Origin of the sequence: Streptomyces sp. NBC_01474, from assembly GCF_035918215.1 — a bacterium.
Classification (GTDB): Bacteria; Actinomycetota; Actinomycetes; order Streptomycetales; family Streptomycetaceae; genus Streptomyces; species Streptomyces aureus.
The window spans coordinates 6,669,927-6,692,564 of sequence record NZ_CP109449.1; the positions used below are offsets into that span (position 1 = coordinate 6,669,927).

Here is a 22,638-nt window from a genome sequence, read left to right on the forward strand (position 1 = left end):
GTGCCTTACCCTACGGCGCACTCCTCTGCCCGGGCAGACTCGCGCGCCCCGTCGCATACGCATCCGAGCCCGGTTTGCCCGGATCTGTCGGCAGTGAGGCGGTGGGTCCGGGGTAGGTTCCGGCCGTCGCGGTGCGCCGTGACTGGGCCGGGACCGGGGCCTCCGATCCCGGCGCCGCCGCGATCTCCACCGGCTTCTCCGGCTGCGGCCTGCGCGCCCGGTAGGCCGCGCGGTACGCGGCCGGGGACGAGCCGAGCTGGCGCCGGAAGTGCCCGCGCAGGGCGACCGGCGAACGGAAGCCGCAGCGCCCGGCGACCTCGTCGACCGAGTAGTCGGAGGTCTCCAGGAGCCGCTGGGCCTGCAGCACCCGCTGGGTGATCAGCCACTGCAGGGGGGCGCTCCCGGTCAGGGAGCGGAACCGGCGGTCGAAGGTGCGGCGGCTCATGTAGGCGCGCGCGGCGAGGGTCTCCACGTCGAACTGCTCGTGGAGGTGCTCCAGCGCCCAGGCGACGACCTCGGCCAGCGGGTCGGCACCGATCTCCTCAGGTAAAGACCTGTCGAGGTAGCGTTCCTGGCCGCCGCTGCGGCGCGGCGGGACCACGAGTCTGCGGGCGAGCGCTCCGGCGGCCTCGTTGCCGTGGTCCGTGCGCACGATGTGCAGACACAGGTCGATGCCGGCCGCGGTCCCGGCGCTCGTCAGGACGTCACCGTCGTCCACGAAGAGCTCGCGCGGGTCCACGTGGACCGACGGGTAGCGCTTGGCCAGCGTCGGCGCGTACATCCAGTGGGTGGTCGCCGGGCGGCCGTCGAGCAGGCCGGCCGCGGCGAGGACGAAGGCGCCGGTGCAGAGGCCGACGATGCGCGCGCCTTCCTCGTGCGCGCGGCGCAGCGCGTCGAGGGCCTCCTCCGGGGGCGGCGAGGTGATCGACCGCCACGCGGGCACGACGACGGTGCCCGCCCGCGAGATCGCGTCGAGCCCGTGGGGCGCGGTGAGTTCGAGGCCGCCCGTCGTGCGGAGCGGGCCCTCCTCACCGGCGGACACCAGCAGCCGGTAACGCGGAACCCCGGCGTCCTGGCGGTCGATGCCGAACACGGAGAGCGGAATGGAACTTTCGAAGATGGGTCCGCCGCTGAACAGCAGCACCGCGACTATTTCCCGGCGGCGTCGCCCGGAAAGCTTCCGAGCTGCCGCCTCCGGCGCAGCAGTGGAGTCGTGGCTCATCCCGCTAAGCCCCCCTCGGTGGTCGCGGCGCCCTTAGTGGTGTGACGGGCTTGTCGCTCCAGCACGTTTCCCCTCGGTCCTGCAGAGTCCCCCGCCGATGGACAGTCATGATCGAATCTACTGCGTCAGGTGGTCCCGTCGTGACCAGTTCGGGATCCGGCGCATTGTCGACATGGCAACTTGGCGTGAAGCATTCGATCACGAAGCGTGGCACTCAGGGGCGTTGCAGGGAAGTGCGCCTCAACTCAGTGGCCGGTCCCCGTAGGGTGCAAGCGCCTTCTACGGTCCTTTCATGCCTGGTGGCACGGGGGTTGGAGGCGGGTGACGGCAAGAAATGCGCGGCCGGGCGAAGTTGGCTGAAAATATACGCGGTAGTGCGCGGAAACCAGTCAGCCCTCCGGCGCACATCATCCCGTGCGGCGACCGCCCTTGCGCGCCCCCGGCACCGTCCCGCCGCGCCGGCCCCGGTGGCCGCAGGACCGTACCGGAGCCGGCCGCGCCGCGCACCGCTCGGACCGGCGCAGAAGCGCCCGGCAGGCCCCGGTCACCGCGGCGAGGCCGAGTGCCGCGCCCAGCGCCCCGGCCAGTGAGATCCCGTACCCCACCAGGACGACCGGGACCAGGACGCAGCTGAACGCGGCCCAGCGGACGACGTCGCTCACCGTGTCCGTGCCGGACGGTTCCGTGGTCTTCCGCCGGCCGCCCTCGTTCGCGCCCTCGGGCGGCCGCCGCTCGCTTGAAGCGGTGTCGGGCGGGTACACGATGGACGGTCCGGGCACGGCGCACTCCCTGTTGCTTTGGGTACGCACGTTCAACGCGTGGTGGTCCGGCCGGTCACTCGGCCGAACCGGGGGCTCCCGAACCGTACCCAAACCGTCTGTACGAGGCAGCAACCATTGCCATACGGGCGCGGCCTCGGGCATGCTCCCCTGAACGCCGCGGAGCGTGCGCTTAACCGGGCAGACGACTCTGGGCAGAGGAGGAGTGTCGCCGTACCCTTGGGGGTATGGGCTTGGGAAGATGATTCCCGGACACAGCTCCGCCGCTCCCTGTCGTCCCTCCACCGAGGATCCGCCGAGGATCCAGAGGACCTAATCGCCGAGATACCCATGGCCGGTCACGAATTCCCTGAACCCGCGGACCGCAAGCGGCAGGTCGCCGATCCCACGGCGACGCCCCAGGCGGCGGAAGAAACACGTCAGTCCTGCGATCCCGCCTTCAAGCACGGAGTGGTCGTCGGCTTCGACGGCTCGACCTCCAGCGAGCGGGCCCTCGCCTACGCCATCGGCATGGCATACCGCTCGGGCTCCGGCCTGATCATCGTGCACGTCGCCAACCGGCTGCCCACCACGGTGTGGGCGGGCTGTGAGCCGCCGGTCTTCGTGGATGTGCCGGACCACCGCACCGAGGTGCTCGGTCTCGAACTCGCCTGTGCGGACTATCTGTCCGAGGTGCCCTGGATCCTCGTCGAGCGCGGCGGCGACATCTGCCACGAGCTCGAAGAGGTGGGCCGGGAGTACGAGGCCGACGCGATCGTCGTCGGCTCCACGCACGGGATCGTCGGCCGGATCTTCGGCTCGGTCGCGGGACGGCTCGCGCGGCGCGCCAGGCGCCCGGTCATCGTCATCCCTTAACTCCCTTTGGCCCCAGGCGAGATGGATAAATCTACTCGCGCGTAGAGGTGCTTTGTGCCTTTGTGAAGGGTACATACCGGTCGCTGGACCATCGCAGGGCCCAGTACCGCGCGCAGCACAACTGCACCCGCATGAAGGGAGCCCGCCGTGGACAAAGACGTCTCCGCGGGAAGCACGACCTCCACTCTCGGCCATCTCGCCCTGGGACTCACCCTGTTGGCCTTCGGCCTCGGTCATACCGAAGTGATCGACGGTGTGACGGCCGCGAATGCCGTATCCCTCGCGACGTACGTCGGTGGCATCGCCCTGTTCGTCGCCGGTCTGCTCGCCTACCGCGCCAGTGACGCATCGACGGGTACGGCCTTCGCCGCGCTCGGCGCGTTCTGGTTCACCTGGGGTGTCACGGCCGGCGACGCCATGTCGGCCAACGCACAAGGGCTGTTCATGCTCCTGTTCGCGATGCTCGCGCTCAGCCTGACCCTCGGGGCGTCCGGCTCCGGGACCATGGTGCGCGGGGCGTACGGGGCGCTGTGCGTGGCCCTGCTGCTGCTCGCCGTGGCGGCGTTCGGTGACACGGCCGGGCTCGCCAAGGTCGGCGGCTGGTTCGCCGCGGTGGGCGGGCTGCTCGCCTGGTACGCGGCGACGGCGGCGCTGGGTGGGCTGCCCACGGCCCTGCCCGGGCGTGCTGCCGGCCGGGGGGTGACGGCCACCGGCTGACAGCCGGGGGCCGGGGAATGGGCGCCCCGGCCTCCCTCGAAGGAACGGGTCCCTGTGCGCTTGGTGGCGCGCACAGGGACCCGTTCTTGTGTACTCGTACTGCGGGGGCCGACTACTCCACCGTGACGGACTTCGCCAGGTTGCGGGGCTTGTCGATGTCGCGGCCGAGGGCCAACGCCGTGTGGTAGGCGAGGAGTTGGAGCGGGATGCCCATGAGGATCGGGTCGAGCTCGTCCTCGTTCTTCGGGACGACGATCGTGCGGTCGGCCTTCTCCTGCTCCTGGTGCGCGACCGCGAGGATGCGGCCGGAACGGGCCTTGATCTCCTCGAGGGCGGCGCGGTTCTTCTCCAGCAGGTCGTCGTCCGGGACGATCGCGACCGTGGGGAGCGCCGGCTCGATCAGGGCGAGCGGGCCGTGCTTCAGCTCGGAGGCGGGGTAGGCCTCGGCGTGGATGTACGAGACCTCCTTGAGCTTGAGCGAGGCCTCGCGGGCGACGGGGTAGCCACGGACACGGCCGATGAACATCATCGAGCGGGCGTCCGCGTACTCCTCGGCGATCTTCTTGATCGCCTCTTCCTGCTCCAGGATCTCGGTGATCTGGCCGGGGAGCTTGCGCAGGCCCTCGATGATCCGCTTGCCGTCGGCGACGGACAGGTCGCGGATGCGGCCGAGGTGGAGGGCGAGGAGCGCGAAGGCGACCGTGGTGTTGGTGAAGCACTTGGTCGAGACGACGCAGACCTCGGGGCCCGCGTGGACGTACACGCCGGCGTCCGACTCGCGAGCGATGGCCGAGCCGACGACGTTCACGACGCCGAAGACGCGGGCGCCCTTGCGCTTCAGCTCCTGCACGGCGGCCAGGACGTCGTACGTCTCGCCGGACTGGGAGACCGCGATGTAGAGGGTGTCGGGGTCGACGACCGGGTTGCGGTAGCGGAACTCGGAGGCCGGCTCGGCGTCCGCGGGGATGCGGGCCAGCTCCTCGATCATCTGCGCGCCGATCAGGCCCGCGTGGTACGAGGTGCCGCAGCCCAGGATCTTCACGCGGCGCACGCTGCGCGCCTCGCGGGCGTCGAGGTTGAGGCCGCCCAGGTGCACGGCGGAGAAGCGCTCGTCGATGCGGCCGCGCAGGACGCGGTCGACCGCCTCCGGCTGCTCGAAGATCTCCTTGTGCATGTACGTGTCGTGGCCGCCCATGTCGTATGAGGCGGCCTCCCACTCGACGGTCGTCGGCGACGCGGTCGTGCGCGTGCCCTCCGTCGTGTAGGTGCGGAAGTCGTCGGCCTTGAGGGTGGCCATCTCGCCGTCGTCGAGGGTGACGATCTGGCGGGTGTGGGTGACCAGGGCGGCGATGTCCGAGGCGACGAACATCTCCTTCTCGCCGATGCCGAGGACGACCGGGGAGCCGTTGCGGGCCACCACGATGCGGTCGGGGAAGTCGGCGTGCAGGACGGCGATGCCGTACGTGCCCTCGATCAGCCGGAGCGCCTCGCGGACCTTGTCCTCGAGCTTCTCGGCGGGGGAGCGGGCGATGAGGTGGGTGAGGACCTCGGTGTCCGTCTCGGAGAGGAAGGTGACGCCCTCGGCGGTCAGCTTGGCGCGCAGGTCGGCGGCGTTGTCGACGATGCCGTTGTGGACGACGGCGACCTTGTTGTCCGCGGACATGTGGGGGTGCGCGTTCTCGTCGGAGGGTGCGCCGTGGGTGGCCCAGCGGGTGTGGGCGATGCCCGTGGTGCCCTTGAAGCGGGCGGGCACCTTGGCCTCCAGGTCGCGCACGCGGCCCTTGGCCTTCACCATTTTCAGGCCGCTGGCCTTCGGGCTGGTGATGACGACGCCCGCGGAGTCGTAGCCGCGGTACTCCAGGCGCTGCAGCCCCTCGAGCAGCAGCGGTGCCACGTCACGCTTACCGATGTAACCGACAATTCCGCACATATGTGTACTGATCCCCTCTAGCCGTAGACGATGCGCCGCAGCTGCCGCAAGGACAGCTCGGGCGGCGCGACCGCGCGGTACTTCAGGTCCGCCGAGATCCGTTCGAAGATCTCCGCGTTCACCAGGCCCTGACCCTGGAGCTCGCGGTGGCGGCGACGGACGAACACCTCGGTCGTCTCGTCGAAGTAGGCGAGCACGTCCTGGATCACCCGCAGTGCCTCGCCCCGGTTCAGGGACGAACTGCGCGTCAGGTGATCAACAAGTTCGTCGTGCACTCGGATGATCCTGGAGGAAGAGGGGACAGTTCGCAAGAATTCTGCCCGATTTCGGGCAGGGTTGCGTCATCCGGCATGGGCGCCGGGGTTCTTGGGACAGCTGTGGTCAAGGCTTGAAGGGCGCCATGCCGCTTGTTCCCGTTGCGTTCACATGCCGTATCCGGCCGGGATGAGTGACCCGAGCAACTTTTCCGGTCATGGACATTCCCCGTATGGGCGTACCCGAGCAGCTCGCCGACCGGAGCCTGGCCGAGCAGCACGAGTACCTGCGCAGCAAGTTCTCCCGCCGCACGATGATGCGCGGCGGCGCCGTCACCCTGGGCGCGATAGCGGGCGGCGCCTTCGTGCCGGGTGCCGCGAGCGCCGCCGTCCCCACCCAGACCGGGCGGACCCCCGGCCAGGTGCCCTCCGCCCAGAAGGTCGACGGCGCGCTCGTCGCGCCCTTCGCCCGCCACCTCGCCTACGGCACGGACGCCCGTACCGAGATGACCGTCTCCTGGCAGGTCCCGGTCGCCGTCAAGAATCCGTACATCCGCGTCGGCGTCCACCCCTGGGACCTGTCGCGGAAGATCGAGGCCGAGGTCCGGCCCCTCTACACCCCGGCCGGGGTCGGCACCGGCGCCGACCACACCCAGTACTACCTCCACGCCCAGCTGACCCGGCTGCGCCCCGGCACCACCTACTACTACGGCGTCGGCCACGACGGCTTCGACCCGGCGGCCGCGCACCTGGCCGGCACGCTCGGCACCTTCAGGACGGCGCCCTCGCACCGCGAGCCGTTCACCTTCACGGCCTTCGGCGACCAGGGCGTCAGCTACCACGCGCTGGCCAACGACAGCCTGATCCTGGCGCAGAACCCGGCGTTCCACCTGCACGCCGGAGACATCGCCTATGCCGACCCGTCGGGTTCGGGCCAGACCGGCGACACGTTCGACGCCCGCACCTGGGACCAGTTCCTCGCCCAGACGGAGTCCGTCGCCAAGCAGGTGCCGTGGATGGTCGCGTACGGCAACCACGACATGGAGGCCTGGTACGCGCCGCACGGCTACGGCAGCCAGCAGGCCCGCTTCACCCTGCCGGACAACGGCCCCGACGCCAAGAACCTGCCTGGCGTCTACTCCTTCGTGCACGGCAACACGGCGGTCATCTCGCTCGACGCCAACGACGTGTCCTGGGAGATCCCGGCCAACCTCGGCCTGTCCGGCGGCACGCAGACCTCGTGGTTCGAGCGCCAGCTGAAGAAGTTCCGCGCCGACCGCGACATCGACTTCATCGTGGTCTTCTTCCACCACTGCGCGTACTGCACCGCCACGAGCCACGCCTCCGAGGGCGGTGTGCGCAAGGAGTGGGTGCCGCTGTTCGAGAAGTACACCGTCGACCTCGTCATCAACGGGCACAACCACGTCTACGAGCGCACCGACGTGCTCAAGGGCGACCGGGTCACCAAGGAGCTGCCGATCGGCGGCACGGCGTACCCCGAGACCGACGGCATCGTCTACGTCACCGCGGGCGCCGCGGGCCGGAGCCTGTACGCGTTCCCGGTCGACGACACGTACGAGGGGCACGAGAAGGAGATCGATCCCTTCACGTCCTTCGTCGTCCAGCCCGACGGCAGCAAGAAGAACATCACCGTCGACTGGTCGCGCGTGCGCTACACGAACTACTCGTTCCTGCGCGTCGACGTGGAGCCGGCGCCGGCGGGCCACACGGCGAAGCTGACGGTGCGGGGCCTCGCGGAGACCGGTGAGGAGATCGACCGCTTCGTCATCGCGCGCAAGGTGCGGCGGGGCTGAGACCACGGCAGGGCCCGCCCCTTCGGGAAGGGGCGGGCCCTGCGCTGCGTCCTCCTCGGCAGCGCGCTCTTCGCCACGCTGAACTCCTCGTCCGTCAGCACCCCGGCCCGGTGCGACTGACACGGGCACCGCCAACACGGCTGACGCAAAGGCCGGTTCAGCCAGGGTTTCTGTCGCCCGCCCTGGTGCGAATTGGTCTACACCCTTGACCCGCTCATGGGGTGGACGGTACCCATGGTGACTGTTCGGCTGCACAGATGTGAAAACCCCCCGCGATCCACGACCTAGTCGCTCGTCGAAGGGACCGTTTGTGAGACAGCAACAGAAGCAGCGCCGCAGGACCGCCCGGCTGTTCGGGTCGCTGCTGCTCGTCGCGGCCGCGGGGGTGTCCGCCGTCGGCGCCGCCCCGTCACCGGGTGCGGGATCCGCCGCCGCGACCCCGCTGGGCCAGGTGGTGCCCGCTCCGGCCTCGGTGGCCGCGGGCGGACCGGCGTACGAGATCACCTCGAAGACGCGGATCCGCGTCGAGAAGGACTCGAAGGAGGCGCGGCGCGTCGCCGACTACCTCGCGGGCGTGCTCAGGCCCTCCACCGGTTACCGGCTGCCCGTCACGGGCCAGGGCGGTCACGACGGCATCCGTCTCGAACTCAGCGGCAGGGCGAAGGACTTGGGGGCCGAGGGGTATCGGCTCGTGTCCGGCCGCGGCTCCGTCACCATCACCGCCCACAAGGCCGCCGGTCTCTTCCACGGCGTGCAGACCCTGCGCCAGCAGCTGCCCGCCAAGGTGGAGAAGAGCAGCAGGCAGACCGGGCCGTGGCTCGTCGCGGGCGGCACCATCGAGGACAGCCCCCGGTACGGCTACCGAGGCGCCATGCTCGACGTCTCCCGGCACTTCTTCGGGGTCGACAAGGTCAAGCGCTACATCGACGAACTCGCCCTGTACAAGGTCAACAAGCTGCATCTGCACCTGAGTGACGACCAGGGGTGGCGCATCGCCATCGACTCCTGGCCGAAGCTCGCCACGTACGGCGGGTCCACGCAGGTCGGCGGCGGGCAGGGCGGTTACTTCACCAAGGCCCAGTACAAGGAGATCGTCCAGTACGCCGCCTCGCGGTATCTGGAGGTCATCCCCGAGATCGACATGCCGGGCCACACGAACGCGGCGCTCGCCTCGTACGCCGAGCTGAACTGCGACGGTGTCGCGCCGCCGCTCTACACCGGCACGAACGTCGGTTTCAGCTCGCTGTGCGTCAACAAGGACCGCACGTACGACTTCGTCGACGACGTGATCCGTGAGCTCGCCGCCATCACGCCCGGCAAGTACCTCCACATCGGCGGCGACGAGGCGCACTCCACCAGCCATGAGGACTACGTCACGTTCATGGACAAGGTGCAGCCGATCGTCGCCAAGTACGGGAAGACCGTGATCGGCTGGCACCAGCTGACCGGCGCCACCCCGGCGAAGGGCGCCCTCGCCCAGTACTGGGGTCTCGACGGGACCAGCGCGGCCGAGAAGGCGCAGGTCGCGGCGGCGGCGCAGAAGGGGACGGGGATCGTCATGTCGCCGGCCGACCGTCTCTACCTCGACATGAAGTACAACAAGGACACCCCGCTCGGCCTCGCCTGGGCCGGGTACGTCGAGGTGCAGCGCTCGTACGACTGGAACCCGGGCAGCTACCTTCCGGGCGTTCCGGCGTCGGCCGTCCAGGGCGTCGAGGCGCCGCTGTGGTCGGAGACCCTGTCGACCTCCGCGCAGGTCGAGTACATGGCCTTCCCGAGGCTGCCCGGTGTCGCCGAACTGGGCTGGTCCCCGGAGGCCACGCACGACTGGAACACGTACAAGGTGCGGCTCGCGGCGCAGGCTCCGCGCTGGGACGCGCTCGGCATCGGCTACTACAAGTCGACGCAGGTGCCCTGGCCCGCGGGCTGAGGGCGGACAGGCAAGCGAGTGGGGCTCCGGACCCGACACAGTCGCTGTGAACTGCAGCGTCTCCGGAGCCCCACTCACGTCTACGCGATCGGGTTCGGCAGCGTCCCGATCAGCTGAAGGGCCCCCGCCGGGTCCGCGAGGTCCACCATCTGCTCGTTGTTGCGCAGCTGGAGCCGGTTGAGGCAGGACAGCGTGAACTCCGGGGCGAACATGTCGTACTGCCGGAATTTGTCGGCGAGTTGGGGAGCCGACTCCTGGTAGTCGCGGACGCAGTCGGCGACCGCCCGCCAGAACGTGTCCTCGTCGAGCACGCCCTCCGTGACCAGGTTCGCCGCGAGGAAGCGGAAGAAGCAGTCGAAGACGTCCGTGAAGATGGACAGCAGTTTCTGGTCGTCGGGAACCTCGACCCGGATCCGGTCGACGCCCGGCGGGAGGACCGCGTCGGGGTCCATGACCGCGATCTCCTCGGCGATGTCCTTGAAGATCGCCCGCTGGACCGTGCCGTCCTCGCCGAGCACCAGGATGACGTTCTCGCCGTGCGGCATGTACACGAGGTCGTACGCGTAGAAGCTGTGCAGCAGCGGCGTGAGGTACGACCGCAGGTACGGGCGCAGCCACTCGGCGGGCGTCAGGCCCGAGCGCTCGACGAGGGCCGCGGCGAACGAGCGGCCGTCGGCGTCGACATGCAGCAGCGAGGCCATCGTGGCGAGGCGCTCCCCGTCGGCCAGGGACGGGACGGGCGACTCGCGCCACAGGGCGGCGAGCATTTTGCGGTACGGGGAGTAGCGGTCGGTCGCGGCCTCGTACTCCAGGTGCCGGTAGCCGACGGCGGCGCGCTCGCGGATGATCGTCAGGCCGGTCGCCTTGAGGACCTCGTCGTTCTCGATGAGCTGCGCGAGCCAGTCGTTGATGGCCGGCGTGGCCTCCATGTACGAGGCGGACAGGCCGCGCATGAAGCCCATGTTGATGACGGACAGGGCCGTCTTCACGTAGTGCCGCTCCGGGTGCGACGCGTTGAAGAACGTACGGATCGACTGCTGCGCGAGGTACTCGTCGTCGCCCTCGCCGAGGAGCACCAGATGGCGCTGGGCGACCTCGGCCGCGAAGGTGACCGACAGCTTGTTCCACCACTGCCAGGGGTGGACGGGAATGAGCAGGTAGTCGTCCGGGTCCAGGCCCTGGTCCGTGAGCGTGGCCGCGAACCGCGCGAGGGTCTCCTCACCGAGCTCGGCGCGCAGGTGGGACTCGTGGTCGAGCCCGGCACCGGCCGTGAACGCGGCCCGCTCCCGCGTCGCCGCCAGCCAGATCAGCCGGATCGGGCTCGCGGTCTCGGGGGCGTACGAGAGGTACTCGTGGACGCCGAAGCCGAGCCTGCCGTTGTTGGCGACGAAGCAGGGGTGGCCCTCGGTCATGCCCGTCTCGATCTCCTGGAAGGAGCCGTCGAAGGCGAGGGAGGCCGCGGTGACCGGGGTCTTGGCGAGCTTGTAGCAGGTGCCGGAGAGGGTGGAGGAGATCTCCTCCAGGTAGACCGGCAGGATCGCGTCGCTCAGGCCGAGCGAGGACTTCAGCTCGATGAGGAACTCAAGTGCGCTGAGCGGGAGTTCGGCGCCGTCGCGGTGGCGCGAGATCGAGTCCGCAAAGACCTGCCAGTGGTCGAGACGCAGGCGGCGGGCGGCGAAGCGGTACTCGGTCGCGCCGTCGTCGGAGCGCACCGAGTACCGGTCGTCGCCGAGGGACTCCGGCGTGAGGAGGCGTTCGTGGGTGAACTCGGCGAGTGCCTTGCGGATGAGGAGACGGTTGGCCTCGGCCCAGAGCTCGGGGGAGAGGTGGGTGACGGCGTCGGAGAGCGTCATACGGCGGCCACCCCCGTGGCGGCGAGGAACTGCTCGCGGGTGCAGAAGCTGAGCAGCGCCTGCTTCTCGGGCTTCTGGACGACACGCGCGGGGACGAAGCCGACGGCCTCGTTCAGGGCGTGCACGGCCTTGTTGCGCACGTCGGGCTCGACGACGACGCGCCGGGCCGCCGGGTCGGCGAACAGGAACTCCATCACCGTGGTGATCACGGCGCGGGTGAAGCCGGGGATGCGGACGCCGCTGGGCGCCGTCAGGAAGTGCATGCCGACATCGCCGGGCTCGGGCTCGTACAGGCCGACGAGTTCGACGTGCGCCGGGTCGTAGCGCTCCATGAGGAAGGCGGGTTCGCCGTCGTGGAGGCCTATGAAAGCGTCGTGGTGCCCGGCCGCGGCTATCGCCATGTACTCGCGCTCCACGTCCTGCAGTTTCGCGTCCTGCATCAGCCAGAACGCGGCCTTGGGGTCGGTGACCCAGCGGTGCAGCAGCTCGGCGTCCGCGACGGGGTCGAGGGGGCGGATGCTGAAGGTGCCGGTGGGGGAGCCGGTGGGGGTGCTCATGCGGCGAACTCCTGGAACGCGATGGTCTTTTCTACGGGGTAGTACTCGGTGCCGAGCAGCTCACGGATGATGAACGCGTTGCGGTACGCGCCCATGCCCAGGTCGGGCGAGGTGATCGAGTGCGTGTGCGCGCCGGCGTTCTGGACGAACACGCCGCGGCCCGTGGTGTCGACGGAGTAGTTGCGGGCGAGGTCGAAGCGGCCCCGGCTGTCCCAGTTGAGCCGGTCGCGGACCGGCTCCAGGAAGGCGGGCGTCTCGTACTTGTAGCCCGTGGCCAGGATCAGGCCGTCGGTGCGCAGCTCGAAGTCCTTGCCCTGCTCCTCCTGGCGCAGGCCGAGCGTGTACGTGCCGTTCTCGTGACTCGCACTCTGCAGAGTCGAGTTGGTGAGCAGTCGGGTGGGGACGGGCCCGGCCAGGTTCTTCTGGTAGAGCAGGTCGAAGATCTCGTTGATGAGGTCGCCGTCGATGCCCTTGAAGAGGTTCTTCTGCTGGGTCTCCAGGCGGTAGCGGGTCTCCTCGGGCAGCGCGTGGAAGTAGTCGACGTACTCGGGAGAGGTCATCTCCAGCGTCAGCTTCGTGTACTCGAGGGGGAAGAAGCGCGGGGAGCGGGTGACCCAGTTGAGGCGGTAGCCGTGGACGTCGATCTCGCCGAGGAGGTCGTAGTAGATCTCCGCGGCGGACTGGCCGCTGCCGACGAGGGTGATCGAGTCCTTCTGCTGGAGCTCCTGCTTGTGGTGCAGATAGCGGGAGTTGTGGATGGCGTCGCCGCCGAGGCCCCGGCAGGGCTCGGGGATGTGCGGCGGGGTGCCGGTGCCGAGGACGAGGCGCGGCGCGCGGTAGGTCTCGCCGCCCTCGGTGTTCACGACGTACACCTCGGCGGCCTCGTCGTACGACACCTGCGTGACGGTCGTGCCGAAGCGGATGCCGGTGAGTTTCGCGGCGGCCCAGCGGCAGTAGTCGTTGTACTCGGTCCGCAGGGGATAGAAGTTCTCGCGGATGTAGAAGGAGTACAGCCGCCCCGATTCCTTGAGGTAGTTCAGGAAGGAGTACGCGGAGGTCGGGTCGGCGAGCGTGACCAGGTCCGACATGAACGGCGTCTGGAGGTGGGCGCCCTCGAGGAACATCCCCGAGTGCCACTCGAAGTCGGGCTTGGACTCCAGGAAGACACCGTTCAGTTCGGCTATCGGCTCGGTGAGGGCGGCCAGGCCGAGGTTGAAGGGGCCGAGGCCGATCCCGATGAAGTCGAGGGGATCAGGGGACTCAGGAAGCTTCGACAAGGTTCTCTCCCAGGTACTGCTCGGCATGGCCGGCGATCAGATCGAGGACCGCGACGATGTCGTCGACGGTGGTCTCGGGGTTGAGCAGGGTGAACTTCAAGTAGTGGCGGCCGCCCACCTTGGTGCCCGCGACGATGGCGTCGCCGGAGGCGAACAGGGCCTTGCGGGCGTACAGGTTGGCGCGGTCGATCTCCGCGGGGTCGGTGACGCCGGCCGGGATGTGGCGGAAGACGAGGGTGGACAGTCGCGGCTCGACGACGACGTCGAACCGGGGGTCCGCGGCGAGCAGCTCCCAGGCCTTGCCCGCCAGGTCGCACACCTCGTCGAAGAGCTGCCCGACACCGTCGGCGCCCATCACACGCAGCGTCATCCACAGCTTGAGCGCGTCGAAGCGGCGGGTCGTCTGGAGGGACTTGTCGACCTGGTTGGGGATGCGCTCGGTGACCATGCGGCGCGGGTTGAGGTAGTCGGCGTGGTACGTGGCGTGCCGCAGGGTGGCCGCGTCACGGACCAGGACGGCGCTCGAACTCACGGGCTGGAAGAACGACTTGTGGTAGTCGACGGTGACGGAGTCGGCGCGCTCGATGCCGTCGAGGAGGTGCCGGTTCCTGACGGAGGCGAGGAGCCCGCAGCCGTACGCGGCGTCGACGTGCATCCAGGTGCCGTACTGGGCGCAGAGCTCGGCGATCTCGGCGAGCGGGTCGATGGAGCCGAAGTCGGTGGTCCCTGCCGTGGCGACGACCGCCATGGGTACGAGGCCCTCCTCGCGGCAGCGCGCCAGCTCCCGTGCGAGGGCGACGGTCTGCATCCGCTTGTCGCGGTCCACGGGGATGGTGACCACGGCGTCGGGGCCGAGGCCGAGGAGCGTCGCGGACTTCTTGACGCTGAAGTGGCTGACCTCGGAGGCGAACACCCGCATTTTCGTGGGGTGTTCGGCGTTCTCGGACTTGGTCTCGTCACGGGCGAGCAGCAGCGCCTGGAGGTTGGACTGGGAGCCGCCGGAGGTGAAGACGCCGTCGGCGGCGGGGCCGAGGCCGATGCGGCTCGTGGTCCAGTCGATGAGTTTGCGCTCGATCAGGGTGCCGCCGGCCGACTGGTCCCAGGTGTCGAGGGAGGAGTTGACCGCGGAGAGCACGGCCTCGCCGACCACGGCCGGGATGACGACCGGGCAGTTGAGGTGGGCGAGGTAGCGCGGGTGGTGGAAGTAGACCGCGTCGCGGAGGTAGACCTCTTCGAGCTCGTCCAGGGCGGCGGTCGTGTCGAGGAGGGGCTTGTCCAGGTCGACGGCGTCGATGCGGGGCGTGAGCTCGTCGACCGTGACCCCGGTGAACGGCCGGTCCGTGGTGGCGAGTTTGGCCGCCACCCGCTCGATTCCCTCGGTCACGGAACGGCGGTAGTGCTCCGCGGTCGTGTCGTTGAGCAGGTGCGAGCGCATGAACGGTCCTCCGGGTGGGGGCAGGAATGCGAGTGAGCGGGGAAGACGGGCGGCATGGGAAAGGGGCGAGGTCCCAGCGCCTGACTTAGGTTAGCCTAACCTAAGTTGCACTGGCGACCCCGCCCCTCATGAGTGGCCGGAATGTGCTGCCCGTCAGCCCTCGGCGGCCGCCTCCTGAGCCTCGGCGACGCGCAGACCGTCCTCGCTGAGCCCCTTGCGCCAGTAACCGACGAACGTCACCGACCGCTTGTCGTAGGCGCGTTCGCGCACCAGGTGGCGGCGCAGCTCCTTCATCGTTCCGGACTCGCCCGCGAGCCAGGCGTACGGACTCGAAGCGTCCGGCAGTTCGGCCGCGCGGATCGCGTCCAGTGCGGACGGCGCGTTCTCGTCACGCACGAGCCAGGTGACGGTGACGTCGCCCGAGGTCTCGATCGCCGGGATGTCCTCGCGGTGCGGGACCTCCAGCCAGACATGTGCGGGCAGTTCCGGCGGCAGCCAGGCGAGGATGCCCAGGGCGGCGGGCAGAGCGGTCTCGTCGCCCCACATCAGGACGTGGTCGGCGCCCTCGTGGGGGCGGCAGCGTACGGCCGTGTTGTCGGCGACCGCCGGGCCGAGGACCGTCACGCGGTCACCGGCCTTCGCCGCCTCGGCCCAGACGCAGGCGGGGCCCGTGCCGCCGGGGCCGTCGTGGTGCAGGACGAAGTCGATGTCGACCTCGCCGGGTTCGCCGGGTTCGCCGGGCGTGCGGCGCTGCCCGCTGACCGTGTACGAGCGCATCACGGCCCGCACGTCGTCCGGGAGCGCCCGGTACGCGGCGTGCCAGGCGCGCCCGTCGTCACCCGGCTCGGCGGCCGGCAGGACGGGGGCCTCCTGGCCCGGCCGCGGCAGGAACAGCGACAGGCTCTGGTCGCGGCCTCCGGCGTGGAAGTCCACGAGTCCGGGCCCCGTGAACGTCACGCGCCGCAGCGACGGACCGAGCCGCCGCGTCCGCGCTACCTGGAGGTCGAAGAATCGGAAGGGTGCGATCGCGGGGGACTCGGTCGTCGTCATGTGTGTCAGCCGACCTTCTTCGCCTTCTCGATGGCCTCGGCGAGGCCCTCGAGCATCGGGGCGCACTTGTCGTACGAGTAGATGGGCTCGGTGACGCGCGGGATGACCTGGCCGGCCTTGACGGCGGGCAGCTTCTTCCAGGTGGCCTTGTCGCGGTCGAGGTCCGCGGGCTGAATGGTGGCCGTGCGGTTGTCCATCATGATGACGTCGGCCGGGTACTTGTCGATGTTCTCCCAGCTCAGGTTCTCGAACCAGCCGCCGGACGCCTTCTTCGCCTTATCCGAGGGCTCGACGAAGTTCACGCCGAGCGACTTGAAGTACTCCAGGTCGGCGGAGAGGTTCGTGCCGGAGACGTAGAAGATGTCCTGGCTCGCGGAACCGACGAGGACCCTGATCTCGGGGTGCGCCTTGGCGGCCTTGCGCAGGCGCGCGGCCGCGGCCTCGAAGCGCTTCTTGGCCTTGACGACCTTGTCGGCCTTCACGTCGGCGCCGAGCGACTCGGCGAGGGCGAGCAGGCGCTGCAGGGGCTGCGTCATCTGGCGGTCGTAGACGGAGATGCCGACGCTCGGGGCCAGCTTGAGGATCTTGTCCTTCGATTCCAGCGGGACGGACCAGAGGGTTCCGGCGGTGTCGTACACGGTGGTGACGAGGAGGTCCGGGGCGAGGCCCGCGTACTTCTCGATGTTGAAGCGGCCCCACTCGTTGCCGATGATCGTCACCTTGTCGACGTCGATGTCGCCGGCCTGGACGTCGGCCTTGCCGTCCGAGGTCTTCGTCGGACCGAAGACGCCCTTGCACTCGATGCCGTAGTCCCACAGGGCGGCGGCGACGCTGGTGAACGCGACGACGTTCGCCGGGACCTTGTCGGCCTTCGCCGTCGTGCCGCGGTCGTCCTTGAAGGACCAGGGGCCGGACTTGGCGCTGCCCGACTTGGCGCCCGAGCCGCTGTCCTTGGAATCGCTGCCGCAGGCGGCGAGCGCGGCTCCGAGGCCGAGGGCGCCGCCCGCGGCGAGGATGCCGCGACGGGAAGGGGTGGTGAGACGGGCATTGGGCATGACAGTGGCTGCTTTCGTGACGAACGGAGGGCCGCTGGCCGGATTCTGACTTAGGTTAACCTAACCTAAGCTGTTGTCCAGAGGGCCCCCTCGCCGCCGCCCTCTCAGCCCGTCAGGCCCAGCTCCCGCGCGATCAGCATGCGCTGCACCTCACTCGTGCCCTCGCCGATCTCGAGGATCTTCGAGTCGCGCCACATGCGGGCCACCGGGTACTCGTTCATGAAGCCGTAGCCCCCGTGGATCTGCGTGGCCTCGCGCGCGTTGTCGACCGCGATCGTCGACGAGTAGAGCTTGGCGAGCGCCGCCTCCTTCTTGAACGGCTCACCGCTCACCAGCCGCGAGGCCGCGTCACGCCACGCGAGGCGGGACGTGTGCGCCTTCATCTCCATGTCGGCGATCTTGAACTGGATCGCCTGGTACGAGCCGATGTTGCGGCCGAACGCGTGCCGCTCCTTGGCGTACTTCACCGACTCGTCCACACAGCCCTGCGCCAGACCGGTGGCCAGCGCGGCGATCGCGATGCGTCCCTCGTCCAGGATTCGCAGGAACTGGGCGAATCCGCGGCCCTGTTCGCCGAGCAGGTTCGCCGCGGGGACCCGTACGTCGTCGAAGTGCAGCTCACGCGTGTCCGACGCGTTCCAGCCGACCTTCGAGTACGGCGCCGCCACCGTGAAGCCCGGCGTGCCGGACGGCACGATGATCGAGGAGATCTGCGGCTTGCCCTCGGGGGAGCGGCCGGTGACCGCCGTCACCGTGACCAGACCGGTGATGTCCGTACCGGAGTTGGTGATGAAGCACTTCGTGCCGTTGATCACCCAATCGCCGGTCGCCTCGTCCACCCTCGCGGTCGTGCGGGTCGCGCCCGCGTCCGAGCCGCCGTCGGGCTCGGTCAGACCGAACGCGCCGAGGATCTCGCCGGAGCACAGCCGCGGCAGCCACTCGGCCTTCTGCTCCTCGGTCCCGAACAGGTGGAGGGGCATCGCGCCGAGCGAGACGCCCGCCTCCAGCGTGATCGCCACGGACGAGTCGACGCGCGCCAGCTCCTCCAGGGCGATCCCGAGGGCCAGATAGTCGCCGCCCATCCCGCCGTACTCCTCCGGGAAGGGCAGCCCGAACAGGCCCATGCGGCCCATCTCCCGCACGATCTCGTACGGGAACTCGTGCCGCTCGTAGAAGTCGCCGATCTTCGGGGCGACGACGTCGTGCGCGAACTCCTCGACGGTGCGGCGGAGTTCTTCGTGCTCGCTGCTCAGGCGGTGGTCCATCTTGTTCACTGCTCCTGTAGGGGCTGTGCCGTCTTCACGAGGGCGCGGACGGTGCGGGACGGGCTGGGCCGGCCCAGCTGTTCGGCCATCCACGCGCTGGTGGCGGTGAGACGGCCCAGGTCGACCCCGGTCTCGATACCGAGGCCCGAAAGCATCCACACGAGGTCTTCGGTGGCGAGATTTCCGGTGGCGCTCTTCGCGTACGGGCAGCCGCCGAGGCCGCCCGCGGAGGCGTCCACGGTGGTCACTCCGTGCTGGAGCGCCGCGAGGGTGTTGGAAAGGGCCTGGCCGTACGTGTCGTGGAAGTGAACGCCGATCGCGTTCGTCGGCACGCCCTCCTCGTTGAGCTCGGCCAGGAGCGTCTGGACGTGGCCCGGCGTCGCGACGCCGATCGTGTCGCCGAGGCTCAGCTCGTCGCACCCCATGTCCATCAGGGCCTTGGCGACCCGGACGACCTGGTGGACCGGGACGGCGCCCTCCCACGGGTCCCCGAAGCACATGGAGAGATAGCCGCGCACATGCGCCCGGCCCTCCTTGGCGCGGGTCACGACCGGCTCGAACATGGCGAGCGCCTCGTCCACCGTCCGGTTCAGATTGGCCTTGGCGAACGACTCCGTGGCGCTGGCGAAGACGGCGACGCGGCGCGCCCCGAGCGCGAGGGCCCGGTCCAGACCCCGCTCGTTCGGCACGAGCACGGGCAGGTGCGGGCGGGGCTCGATGTCCTGGAGGAGCGGGAACAGGGCTTCAGCGTCGGCCAGTTGGGGCACCCACTTGGGGTGCACGAAGCTGGTCGCCTCGATGGTGGTCAGGCCCGCGGCCGCGAGGCGGTGCACGAACTCCGCCTTCACCTCAGTGGGGACCGTCGCCTTCTCGTTCTGCAGTCCGTCGCGCGCGCCGACCTCGTGGATCCGCACGCGCGCGGGCAGATCCTGGGAGGGCACGACCATGGGCAGGGCGGCGGGTACGGGGGTGCTCATGCCGTCATCTCCTCGTGCGGCGTGACGACCGCGAGGATCTGGTCCATCGCGACGGTCGTGCCCGGTGTGACGTCCAGTTCGGCCACGGTGCCGGCGTGCGGGGCGGAGATGACGTGCTCCATCTTCATCGCCTCGACCACCAACAGGCTCTGCCCCGCGACCACTTCGTCGCCGACGGCCACCTTCACCACGGTGACCGTGCCGGGCATCGGCGCGGTGAGGGAGTCGGCGCCGGAGTGCGCGGCGCCGGACAGCGAGGCCGCCACCGGGTCGAAGTCCTGTACGTGCCAGGCGTCGCCTTCGCGGCCCAGCCAGTCACCGGCCCGGTGGAAGGTGTGGGTCAGGCCGTCCAGGTGGACGGTGACGCTGTTGGCGCCGACGGTGTGGGTGCCGCGCGCGCGGTGCGTGACGGGTTCGAGTCCCGCGACCTTGAGGTGGAAGTCGACCGGTGAGGGCGTGCCGCCCAGGCGCCAGCCGGTCGGCTGCGCGAACGGGTCGGTCCAGCCGGATCCCGACGGCGTCAAGGCTGCCCGGCGGACCGCGGCGGCCGCCTCGTACACCTCCTCCGGCACCTCGCCGGGAACCAGGCCGTCGGCCTCGCGCTCCACGAGCCCGGTGTCCAGCTCGCCCGCCACGACCGCCGGATGCGCGAGCAGCCGCCGCAGGAACCCGGCGTTCGTCGGCACGCCCAGCGTGACCGTCCCCGCGAGGGCGGCGCGCAGCTTGCGCAGGGCGGTCGCCCGGTCGGGCCCGTACGCGATGACCTTCGACAGCATCGGGTCGTACAGGCTCCCGACCTCCGTGCCCTCGCTGAGGCCGGAGTCGGTGCGCACCCCGTCGCCCTGCGGCTCGCGCAGCGAGACGACCGTGCCGCCCGACGGCAGGAAGCCGCGCGAAGGGTCCTCGGCGCAGATCCGCGCCTCGACCGCGTGCCCGGTCAGCTCGATGTCGTCCTGCGCGTACGGCAGCTGCTCACCGGCGGCGACCCGCAGCTGCCACTCCACCAGGTCGACGCCCGTGATCAGCTCCGTGACCGGGTGTTCCACCTGGAGGCGGGTGTTCATCTCCATGAAGTAGTACGACGACGGGTCGTTGCCCGGCACGATGAACTCCACCGTGCCCGCGCCGCGGTACCCGCACGAGCGGGCCGCCTGCACCGCGGCCTCGCCCATCGCCGCGCGCGTCGCCTCGTCGAGGAGGACGCTCGGCGCCTCCTCGATGATCTTCTGGTGGCGGCGCTGGAGGGAGCACTCGCGCTCGCCCAGGTGGATCACGTGCCCGTGGCCGTCGGCCAGGACCTGGATCTCGATGTGCCGGGGGCGGTCGACCCAGCGCTCCACGAGCAGCGTGTCGTCGCCGAAGGAGGCGCGGGCCTCGCGCCGTGCGGCCGCGATCTCGTCGCCGAGCAGCGCCTCGTCACGCACCAGACGCATGCCCTTGCCGCCGCCGCCCGCGGACGGCTTGAGCAGCACGGGCATGCCGATCTCCCGTGCCGCGTCCGCCAGTTGGGCATCGGTCAGGCCGCTGCCGGACGAGCCGGGCACGACCGGGACCCCGGCCGCCTTCACCGTCTCCTTGGCGCGGATCTTGTCGCCCATGAGGGAGATCGCGTCGGCGGAGGGGCCGATGAAGACGAGGCCGGCGTCGGCGCAGGCTCGCGCGAACGCGGCGTTCTCCGCGAGGAAGCCGTAGCCCGGGTGGACGGCCTGCGCGCCCGTGCGCCCGGCCGCTTCGAGGAGCCGGTCCACGCGGAGGTAGCTCTCGCCCGCGGGCGGCGGCCCGATGCGGACCGCCGTGTCGGCCTCGCGCACATGGCGGGCGTCGGCGTCCGCGTCGCTGTACACGGCCACCGAGCGGATGCCGAGCACCCGCAGCGTACGGATGACGCGGACGGCGATCTCGCCGCGGTTGGCCACAAGAACGGTGTCGAACATGCTCATGGGGTCCCTCCCCTCACATCCGGAAGACGCCGAAGCCGCCGGACTTCTCCGGCAGTGGCGCGTGGGCACAGGCGGTCAGGGCGAGGCCCAGGACCTGCCGGGTCTCCAGCGGGTCGATCACGCCGTCGTCCCAGAGCCGGGCCGTCGCGTAGTACGCGTTCCCCTGCTCCTCGTACTGGGCCCGGATCGGCGCCTTGAAGGCGTCCTCGTCATCGGCGGGCCACTCTTCGCCGCGCGCCTCCAGCTGGTCGCGCTTGACGGTCGCGAGGACGGAGGCGGCCTGCTCGCCGCCCATGACGGAGATCTTGGCGTTGGGCCACATCCACAGGAAGCGTGGCGAGTAGGCCCGGCCGCACATCGAGTAGTTGCCCGCCCCGTACGACCCGCCGACGACGACGGTCAGCTTCGGCACGCGGGTGCTGGCGACGGCCGTGACCATCTTGGCGCCGTGCTTGGCGATCCCGCCCGCCTCGTAGTCGCGCCCCACCATGAAGCCCGAGATGTTCTGCAGGAACACCAGCGGGATGCCGCGCTGGTCGCACAGCTCGATGAAGTGCGCGCCCTTCTGGGCGGACTCGGAGAACAGGATGCCGTTGTTCGCGACGATCCCGACCGGGTGGCCGTGGATGCGGGCGAAGCCGGTGATGAGGGTCTGCCCGAACTCCGCCTTGAACTCGGCGAACCGCGAGCCGTCCACCACGCGCGCGATGACCTCCCGCACGTCGTACGGGGTGCGGGAGTCGACCGGCACCGCGCCGTACAGCCCCGCGGGGTCCACCTTCGGCTCGATCGCCGGGGTGACCGACCAGGGCAGCGGGCCGCGCTCCGGGAGCGTCGAGACGATCGTCCGCACGATCCGCAGCGCGTGCGCGTCGTTCTCCGCGAGATGGTCCGTGACGCCCGAGACCCGGGAGTGCACCTCGCCGCCGCCCAGTTCCTCGGCGGTGACGACCTCGCCGGTGGCGGCCTTCACCAGGGGCGGACCACCCAGGAAGATCGTGCCCTGATTGCGCACGATCACGGCCTCGTCGCTCATCGCCGGGACGTACGCGCCGCCCGCCGTGCACGAGCCGAGGACCGCCGCGATCTGGGGGATGCCGGCGCCCGACATCCGTGCCTGGTTGTAGAAGATCCGCCCGAAGTGCTCGCGGTCGGGGAAGACCTCGTCCTGCATCGGCAGGAAGGCGCCGCCCGAGTCCACCAGGTAGAGGCACGGCAGCCGGTTCTCCAGGGCCACCTCCTGGGCGCGCAGGTGCTTCTTCACCGTCATCGGGTAGTACGTGCCGCCCTTGACCGTCGCGTCATTGGCGACGATCACGCACTCGCGGCCGCTGACCCGCCCGATCCCGGCGATCACCCCGGCGGCCGGGGCCTGGTCCCCGTACATCCCGTCGGCCGCGAGCGGCGCCAGCTCCAGGAACGGGGAGCCCGGGTCGAGGGTTGCGTCCACGCGGTCGCGCGGCAGCAGCTTGCCGCGCGCGGTGTGCCGGGCGCGGGCCCGCTCACCGCCACCGAGCCGGGCCGCGGCCAGCTTGCCGCGCAGCTCGTCGGCCAGCGCCTCGTGCGCCGCCTCGTTGGCCTTCCAGGCCTCCGAGGCGGGGTCCGCCGCGCTCGTCAGCTCCGGTGCCTCCTGCATCGCGCAGTCCCCTCATTCGGCTCGCGTCGTTCGGCTCCCGCTCGGTTAATGAGCGTTAACGCGTTTCCCTCAGGTTAACGACCGCTAACGTC

18 protein-coding genes are annotated in these 22,638 nt (G+C 70.2%); 4 read left to right on the forward strand and 14 right to left on the reverse strand.

The genetic code is table 11. The features are described 5' to 3' along the window. Positions 1-10: 10 nt before the first annotated feature. The gene (locus OG758_RS30545; protein WP_326712873.1) at positions 11-1,222 is read right to left on the reverse strand and encodes a helix-turn-helix domain-containing protein; all 1,212 of its coding nucleotides are present in this window, start codon (positions 1,220-1,222) and stop codon (positions 11-13) included. Between the two features lie 407 nt (positions 1,223-1,629). Then, positions 1,630-2,001 carry a hypothetical protein gene (locus OG758_RS30550; RefSeq protein ID WP_442810358.1) on the reverse strand — a complete coding sequence of 124 codons (372 nt, stop codon included), beginning with the start codon at positions 1,999-2,001 and terminating at the stop codon, positions 1,630-1,632. Positions 2,002-2,331: 330 nt separating this feature from the next. On the opposite strand from OG758_RS30550, the gene OG758_RS30555 reads away from it, so the two are divergent. Both OG758_RS30555 and OG758_RS30560 read left to right on the forward strand, forming a co-directional pair. Further along, positions 2,332-2,856: a universal stress protein gene (locus OG758_RS30555; protein WP_227294809.1), complete on the forward strand. Its 525-nt coding sequence runs from the start codon at positions 2,332-2,334 to the stop codon at positions 2,854-2,856. A 147-nt stretch (positions 2,857-3,003) separates the two neighbouring features. Then, entirely contained in the window at positions 3,004-3,573 is a 570-nt protein-coding gene (locus OG758_RS30560) for a GPR1/FUN34/YaaH family transporter (protein WP_326712874.1), read from the forward strand. A 112-nt stretch (positions 3,574-3,685) separates the two neighbouring features. On the opposite strand, the gene glmS is transcribed toward OG758_RS30560, so the two are convergent. Both glmS and OG758_RS30570 read right to left on the reverse strand, forming a co-directional pair. Beyond that, positions 3,686-5,503 (reverse strand): glutamine--fructose-6-phosphate transaminase (isomerizing), encoded by a 1,818-nt coding sequence (gene glmS, locus OG758_RS30565; protein WP_326712875.1) that lies wholly within the window; start codon positions 5,501-5,503, stop codon positions 3,686-3,688. 17 nt (positions 5,504-5,520) lie between these two features. Then, positions 5,521-5,778, reverse strand: a complete 258-nt coding sequence (locus tag OG758_RS30570) for a hypothetical protein (protein WP_326712876.1) — start codon at positions 5,776-5,778, stop codon at positions 5,521-5,523. A 212-nt stretch (positions 5,779-5,990) separates the two neighbouring features. On the opposite strand from OG758_RS30570, the gene OG758_RS30575 reads away from it, so the two are divergent. Then, on the forward strand, positions 5,991-7,571 hold the full coding sequence (locus tag OG758_RS30575; protein WP_326716087.1) for a purple acid phosphatase family protein: 1,581 nt from the start codon (positions 5,991-5,993) through the stop codon (positions 7,569-7,571). A 310-nt stretch (positions 7,572-7,881) separates the two neighbouring features. Then, positions 7,882-9,501 carry a beta-N-acetylhexosaminidase gene (locus OG758_RS30580; RefSeq protein WP_326712877.1) on the forward strand — a complete coding sequence of 540 codons (1,620 nt, stop codon included), beginning with the start codon at positions 7,882-7,884 and terminating at the stop codon, positions 9,499-9,501. 80 nt (positions 9,502-9,581) lie between these two features. Here OG758_RS30580 and OG758_RS30585 read toward each other — a convergent pair whose 3' ends face one another. From OG758_RS30585 to OG758_RS30630, 10 genes are all read right to left on the reverse strand, one after another. Further along, positions 9,582-11,354 (reverse strand): IucA/IucC family protein, encoded by a 1,773-nt coding sequence (locus tag OG758_RS30585; protein ID WP_326712878.1) that lies wholly within the window; start codon positions 11,352-11,354, stop codon positions 9,582-9,584. Continuing rightward, the gene (locus OG758_RS30590; RefSeq protein WP_326712879.1) at positions 11,351-11,911 is read right to left on the reverse strand and encodes a GNAT family N-acetyltransferase; all 561 of its coding nucleotides are present in this window, start codon (positions 11,909-11,911) and stop codon (positions 11,351-11,353) included. Before OG758_RS30590 ends, OG758_RS30585 begins: the two co-directional genes overlap by 4 nt. Then, positions 11,908-13,215: a lysine N(6)-hydroxylase/L-ornithine N(5)-oxygenase family protein gene (locus tag OG758_RS30595; protein ID WP_442810359.1), complete on the reverse strand. Its 1,308-nt coding sequence runs from the start codon at positions 13,213-13,215 to the stop codon at positions 11,908-11,910. The genes OG758_RS30590 and OG758_RS30595 overlap by 4 nt, the downstream gene beginning before the upstream one ends. Then, positions 13,172-14,623: a lysine decarboxylase DesA gene (desA, locus tag OG758_RS30600; RefSeq protein WP_326712881.1), complete on the reverse strand. Its 1,452-nt coding sequence runs from the start codon at positions 14,621-14,623 to the stop codon at positions 13,172-13,174. The genes OG758_RS30595 and desA overlap by 44 nt, the downstream gene beginning before the upstream one ends. 153 nt (positions 14,624-14,776) lie before the next feature. Further along, the gene (locus OG758_RS30605; protein WP_326712882.1) at positions 14,777-15,673 is read right to left on the reverse strand and encodes a siderophore-interacting protein; all 897 of its coding nucleotides are present in this window, start codon (positions 15,671-15,673) and stop codon (positions 14,777-14,779) included. A 5-nt stretch (positions 15,674-15,678) separates the two neighbouring features. Further along, positions 15,679-16,728 (reverse strand): ABC transporter substrate-binding protein, encoded by a 1,050-nt coding sequence (locus OG758_RS30610; protein ID WP_326712883.1) that lies wholly within the window; start codon positions 16,726-16,728, stop codon positions 15,679-15,681. A 104-nt stretch (positions 16,729-16,832) separates the two neighbouring features. After that, positions 16,833-17,993: an acyl-CoA dehydrogenase family protein gene (locus OG758_RS30615; RefSeq protein ID WP_326712884.1), complete on the reverse strand. Its 1,161-nt coding sequence runs from the start codon at positions 17,991-17,993 to the stop codon at positions 16,833-16,835. 5 nt (positions 17,994-17,998) lie between these two features. Continuing rightward, entirely contained in the window at positions 17,999-18,970 is a 972-nt protein-coding gene (locus tag OG758_RS30620) for a hydroxymethylglutaryl-CoA lyase (protein ID WP_326712885.1), read from the reverse strand. Then, positions 18,967-20,904 (reverse strand): acetyl/propionyl/methylcrotonyl-CoA carboxylase subunit alpha, encoded by a 1,938-nt coding sequence (locus OG758_RS30625; RefSeq protein WP_326716088.1) that lies wholly within the window; start codon positions 20,902-20,904, stop codon positions 18,967-18,969. The genes OG758_RS30620 and OG758_RS30625 overlap by 4 nt, the downstream gene beginning before the upstream one ends. A 19-nt stretch (positions 20,905-20,923) precedes the next feature. After that, the gene (locus OG758_RS30630) at positions 20,924-22,546 is read right to left on the reverse strand and encodes a carboxyl transferase domain-containing protein (protein WP_326712886.1); all 1,623 of its coding nucleotides are present in this window, start codon (positions 22,544-22,546) and stop codon (positions 20,924-20,926) included. Between the last annotated feature and the right edge of the window lie 92 nt (positions 22,547-22,638).

What these genes read in the sequence shown, in the direction of transcription:
- OG758_RS30545 (WP_326712873.1), bottom strand. Translation starts at nt 1,222, where the DNA reads ATGAGCCACGACTCCACTGCTGCGCCGGAGGCGGCAGCTCGGAAGCTT.
- OG758_RS30555 (WP_227294809.1), top strand. Translation starts at nt 2,332, where the DNA reads ATGGCCGGTCACGAATTCCCTGAACCCGCGGACCGCAAGCGGCAGGTC.
- glmS (WP_326712875.1), bottom strand. Translation starts at nt 5,503, where the DNA reads ATGTGCGGAATTGTCGGTTACATCGGTAAGCGTGACGTGGCACCGCTG.
- OG758_RS30575 (WP_326716087.1), top strand. Translation starts at nt 5,991, where the DNA reads ATGGGCGTACCCGAGCAGCTCGCCGACCGGAGCCTGGCCGAGCAGCAC.
- OG758_RS30585 (WP_326712878.1), bottom strand. Translation starts at nt 11,354, where the DNA reads ATGACGCTCTCCGACGCCGTCACCCACCTCTCCCCCGAGCTCTGGGCC.
- OG758_RS30590 (WP_326712879.1), bottom strand. Translation starts at nt 11,911, where the DNA reads ATGAGCACCCCCACCGGCTCCCCCACCGGCACCTTCAGCATCCGCCCC.
- OG758_RS30595 (WP_442810359.1), bottom strand. Translation starts at nt 13,215, where the DNA reads ATGCCGAGCAGTACCTGGGAGAGAACCTTGTCGAAGCTTCCTGAGTCC.
- desA (WP_326712881.1), bottom strand. Translation starts at nt 14,623, where the DNA reads ATGCGCTCGCACCTGCTCAACGACACGACCGCGGAGCACTACCGCCGT.
- OG758_RS30605 (WP_326712882.1), bottom strand. Translation starts at nt 15,673, where the DNA reads ATGACGACGACCGAGTCCCCCGCGATCGCACCCTTCCGATTCTTCGAC.
- OG758_RS30610 (WP_326712883.1), bottom strand. Translation starts at nt 16,728, where the DNA reads ATGCCCAATGCCCGTCTCACCACCCCTTCCCGTCGCGGCATCCTCGCC.
- OG758_RS30615 (WP_326712884.1), bottom strand. Translation starts at nt 17,993, where the DNA reads ATGGACCACCGCCTGAGCAGCGAGCACGAAGAACTCCGCCGCACCGTC.
- OG758_RS30620 (WP_326712885.1), bottom strand. Translation starts at nt 18,970, where the DNA reads ATGAGCACCCCCGTACCCGCCGCCCTGCCCATGGTCGTGCCCTCCCAG.
- OG758_RS30625 (WP_326716088.1), bottom strand. Translation starts at nt 20,904, where the DNA reads ATGTTCGACACCGTTCTTGTGGCCAACCGCGGCGAGATCGCCGTCCGC.
- OG758_RS30630 (WP_326712886.1), bottom strand. Translation starts at nt 22,546, where the DNA reads ATGCAGGAGGCACCGGAGCTGACGAGCGCGGCGGACCCCGCCTCGGAG.